Source organism: Streptomyces phaeochromogenes (assembly GCF_001418655.1).
GTDB lineage: Bacteria > Actinomycetota > Actinomycetes > Streptomycetales > Streptomycetaceae > Streptomyces > Streptomyces phaeochromogenes.
Window position 1 is genome coordinate 1 of the sequence record NZ_LIQZ01000232.1, and the last position, 3282, is coordinate 3282.

Here is a 3282-nt window from a genome sequence, read left to right on the forward strand (position 1 = left end):
CTCGTCGATTGCTAGGGACTGGGCGGTTGTACCGGCCTGCGCCTCGTCCGCGGGCGCGAACGCGGTATACAGCCCCCCGGTGCATGCCAGCGCGAGGAGTAGGACGACGAGCGCCGCCAGCGGATGGCGTCGTCGTGCGGAGAGCTTTTTCACGGATTACCCCGGTGTCAGGATCTTCTGCGTCGATGCTTCTGGAATGTGCTCGGGAACGGGCCCGGCTACTTGATCATGTAGATCGTGGCGAAGAGGCCGATCCAGACGACATCGACGAAGTGCCAGTAGTAGGACACGACGATGGCGGCGGTCGCCTGCTCGTGCGTGAACCTGCGGGCTGCGTAGGTGCGCCCGAGGACCAGCAGGAAGGCGATGAGACCACCCGTCACGTGCAGGCCGTGGAAGCCGGTGGTCAGGTAGAACACCGAGCCGTACGGGTCGGAGGAGAGCGAGAGGCCCGCGTCCTTGACCAGTTCGGTGTACTCGAGGACCTGACCGCCGATGAAGATCGCACCCATGATGAAGGTGACGATGAACCACATCCGGAGCTTCTTCACGTCCCCGCGCTCGGCGGCGAACACGCCGAGCTGGCAGGTGAGGGAGGAGAGCACCAGGATCGTGGTGTTCGTAGCCGAGAACGGGAAGTTGAGATGTTCCGCCATCTCCTTCCAGTGAGTCGGCCCGGTCACCGATCGCAGGGTGAAGTACATCGCGAAGAGGGCCGCGAAGAACATCAGCTCGGAACTCAGCCAGATGATGGTTCCGACGCTGGTGAGGTTCGGCCGATTGACCGACGGGTGCGCGTGCCCGGTTTCTACTGTCGTTGCTGTCGCCACGACCGACATTATGTCGGTCGCTTATCTCGCCCTCACTCCCGGGGGTGCCGTTCGGAGTGTCTGTGGGTCGTGTCCAGCCCATATGGCCCATCGAAGCCCTGTCCGAACCGCTGTTGACCATGTGTTGAAGGGAGTAGCATCCGCGCATCGGACCCTGTCCGTATCTGTCTCTACGACGCTGATGTCCCGGAGGAAGAATGCAGCCGACCGCAACGGTGCTGGTCTACAGCGACGACTCCAACACCCGTGAGCAGGTGCGGCTGGCCACCGGCCGGAGGCCGGCCACGGACGTTCCTCAGGTCGAGTTCATCGAGTGCGCGACGCCTGCCGCCGTCATCAAGGAGCTGGACCGCGGTGGCATCGATGTCTGCGTGCTCGACGGCGAGGCCGTCCCCGCGGGCGGGATGGGGATCTGCCGTCAGATCAAGGACGAGATCTTCAACTGTCCGCCGGTGCTGTTGCTGATCGGGCGGCCCCAGGACGCGTGGCTGGCCACGTGGAGCCGGGCCGACGCCGCGGTGACCCTGCCGGTGGAGCCGGTGGAGTTCGCCTCTGCCCTGGCGGGGCTGCTGCGCAGTAAGCGGGCCTTGAGCGCCTGATCGCCGCGCGCCCCTGTCGGGGCCATCAGACAGACTCTGGGCGCAGCCGCAGGCGGGCTTCCGGGCCGGGACCCTCCGGGGTGTCGGCCACCAGGGCGCTGCCTGTGCGCCATTTCTTCCAGGTGAGGTTCCAGTCACCGAAGCCGTTGCCGAACGGGGCCATCATGTCGCCGGACGAGTTGACGACCTGGACGATGTCGCCGGCGCGGATGTTCTCGTAGAACCACTGGGCGTTGGCGCTGCTCATGCCGGTGCAGCCGTGGCTGACGTTGGCGTAGCCCTGGGAGCCCGTGGACCAGGGGGCGGCGTGGACGTACTCGCCGCTGTTGGTGAGCCTGACCGAGTTGTGGACGATCAGGTCGTAGAAGTCCGAGGAGCCGATGCTGGCACTGGTCATGCGAACGGTGCCCTCCTTCCCCAGTACGACCTTGACGCCGTTGCGGGTGTCGTAGCCCGGTTTGCCGGTGGTGACGGGGATCGACTTGATCGCCTCGCCGTTCCGGTAGACGGTCATGGAGTGCGCCGAGGCGTCCGTGACGGCCTCCACGCGGTCGCCCGTGGTGAGGGTCAGGGGCTTGGCCTTGCCGCCCCAGAGGCGCTCGGCGACCTTTATCCCGGCCAGGTTGCTGTGGGCGCTGACGGTGGCCTGGGCGGGCCAGTACTCCTTGGGCCGGTAGTGCAGTTTCTTGTCGTCCACCCAGTGCCAGGCGCCCTCCACGGCGGGCCGGGAGTCGACCTTCAGTGAGCGCTCCACGACGGCGCGGGCGGCCGTGTCCTTGACCGGGAGGCTGAGCTCGGCGGTGACGGGCTGACCGACGCCGTACGTGCCCTTGTCGGGCCCGAACTTCACGTCCAGCCGCTTCGTGGTGGGGGTTCCGGTGTCGAAGTCGACCACCTTGCGGCCGGGAGCGCCGTCCTCGTCCTCGGTGCTCACACGGACCCTGTAGTGGACGCCGGCGGCCAGCGGGGAGGTGCTGTGCCAGCGGGTTCCGTCGGCCGAGAGTTCGCCCGCCACATACCGTCCTGCGGCGTCCGTGGCGGTCACGTCGGTGATGCGGCCGTCGGAGTCCTCGGCGGTGATCTCCAGGGGCTTGTCCGGGTCGGCCTTCTTGCCGTCGTCCACGGGGATGCTGAAGGAGATGTCCTCCGCGGCGTCGTACGGCTTGGCGGACAGCGGATGACCGTCGGAGCCGCAGGCCGTGACCCCGGCGCCGAGGGCGACTATGAGTGCCGTGCTGACGGCTGTGCGGTATCGCGGTGTGTGGCTCATGACCTCACGCTAGGAAGCGGGGCCGCACCCGGCGCGTCGAGTGGGCCGTGCGAGGGATGAGCGGTGTGGCAAAAGAGGGAAGCCCGGACCTCCTGACGGAGTGTCCGGGCTTCCTGTGCTCTGCGCGTGCTACTGGTTCTGGCTTTCTCCGCGGTAGTACTCGAAGACCCAGCCCCACAGGCCGATCATGATGATCGGGGCCGAGAAGTAGAGCAGCCACCAGCCGAAGATCACGCCCATGAAGGCGAGCGCGCCACCGATGCCGAGGGAGAGCGGCTGCCAGCTGTGCGGGCTGAAGAAACCGACCTCACCGGCGTCGTCGGCGACGTCGGCCTCCTTGTTGTCCTGGGCGCCCACGTCGACACGCCGGGCCGTGAAGGCCAGGTAGTAGCCGATCATGACGCACAGGCCGAAACCCAGGAAGAGCGCCGTGGTGCCGGCGGGCTCCTTGGACCACACGCCGTAGACGATGGCCATGGCCAGCACGAAGAACGCCAGCCAGAGGAACATCTTGCCTTGGACCTTCACTTGCCGGCCTCCTTGCCACCAGCGAGGGCCTTCTCACCGTGACCGGCGTTCTCGA

The 3282-nt window shown here is 66.9% G+C and carries 4 protein-coding genes and 1 pseudogene; 1 reads left to right on the plus strand and 4 read right to left on the minus strand.

What is annotated here, in order from left to right; all coding sequences use genetic code 11:
• Both AOK17_RS48925 and ctaE read right to left on the minus strand, forming a co-directional pair.
• A pseudogene (locus tag AOK17_RS48925) lies at nt 1–153 on the minus strand (cytochrome bc1 complex diheme cytochrome c subunit); the annotation flags it as partial.
• 65 nt (nt 154–218) lie between these two features.
• Entirely contained in the window at nt 219–839 is a 621-nt protein-coding gene (gene ctaE, locus AOK17_RS28935; RefSeq protein WP_055615511.1) for an aa3-type cytochrome oxidase subunit III, read from the minus strand.
• Between the two features lie 188 nt (nt 840–1027).
• Here ctaE and AOK17_RS28940 point away from each other — a divergent pair, with 188 nt between their 5' ends.
• A complete protein-coding gene (locus tag AOK17_RS28940; RefSeq protein WP_055615512.1) occupies nt 1028–1429 on the plus strand; it encodes a hypothetical protein in 402 nt (133 codons plus the stop codon).
• A gap of 25 nt (nt 1430–1454) precedes the next feature.
• Here AOK17_RS28940 and AOK17_RS28945 read toward each other — a convergent pair whose 3' ends face one another.
• Nucleotides 1455–2699 (minus strand): L,D-transpeptidase, encoded by a 1245-nt coding sequence (locus tag AOK17_RS28945; protein ID WP_055615513.1) that lies wholly within the window; start codon nt 2697–2699, stop codon nt 1455–1457.
• Between the two features lie 129 nt (nt 2700–2828).
• Nucleotides 2829–3227: a cytochrome c oxidase subunit 4 gene (locus tag AOK17_RS28950; RefSeq protein WP_055615514.1), complete on the minus strand. Its 399-nt coding sequence runs from the start codon at nt 3225–3227 to the stop codon at nt 2829–2831.
• Nucleotides 3228–3282 lie beyond the last annotated feature (55 nt).

Coding starts and splice junctions, on each gene's coding strand:
- ctaE (WP_055615511.1), bottom strand. CDS start 839: ATGTCGGTCGTGGCGACAGCAACGACAGTAGAAACCGGGCACGCGCAC.
- AOK17_RS28940 (WP_055615512.1), top strand. CDS start 1,028: ATGCAGCCGACCGCAACGGTGCTGGTCTACAGCGACGACTCCAACACC.
- AOK17_RS28945 (WP_055615513.1), bottom strand. CDS start 2,699: ATGAGCCACACACCGCGATACCGCACAGCCGTCAGCACGGCACTCATA.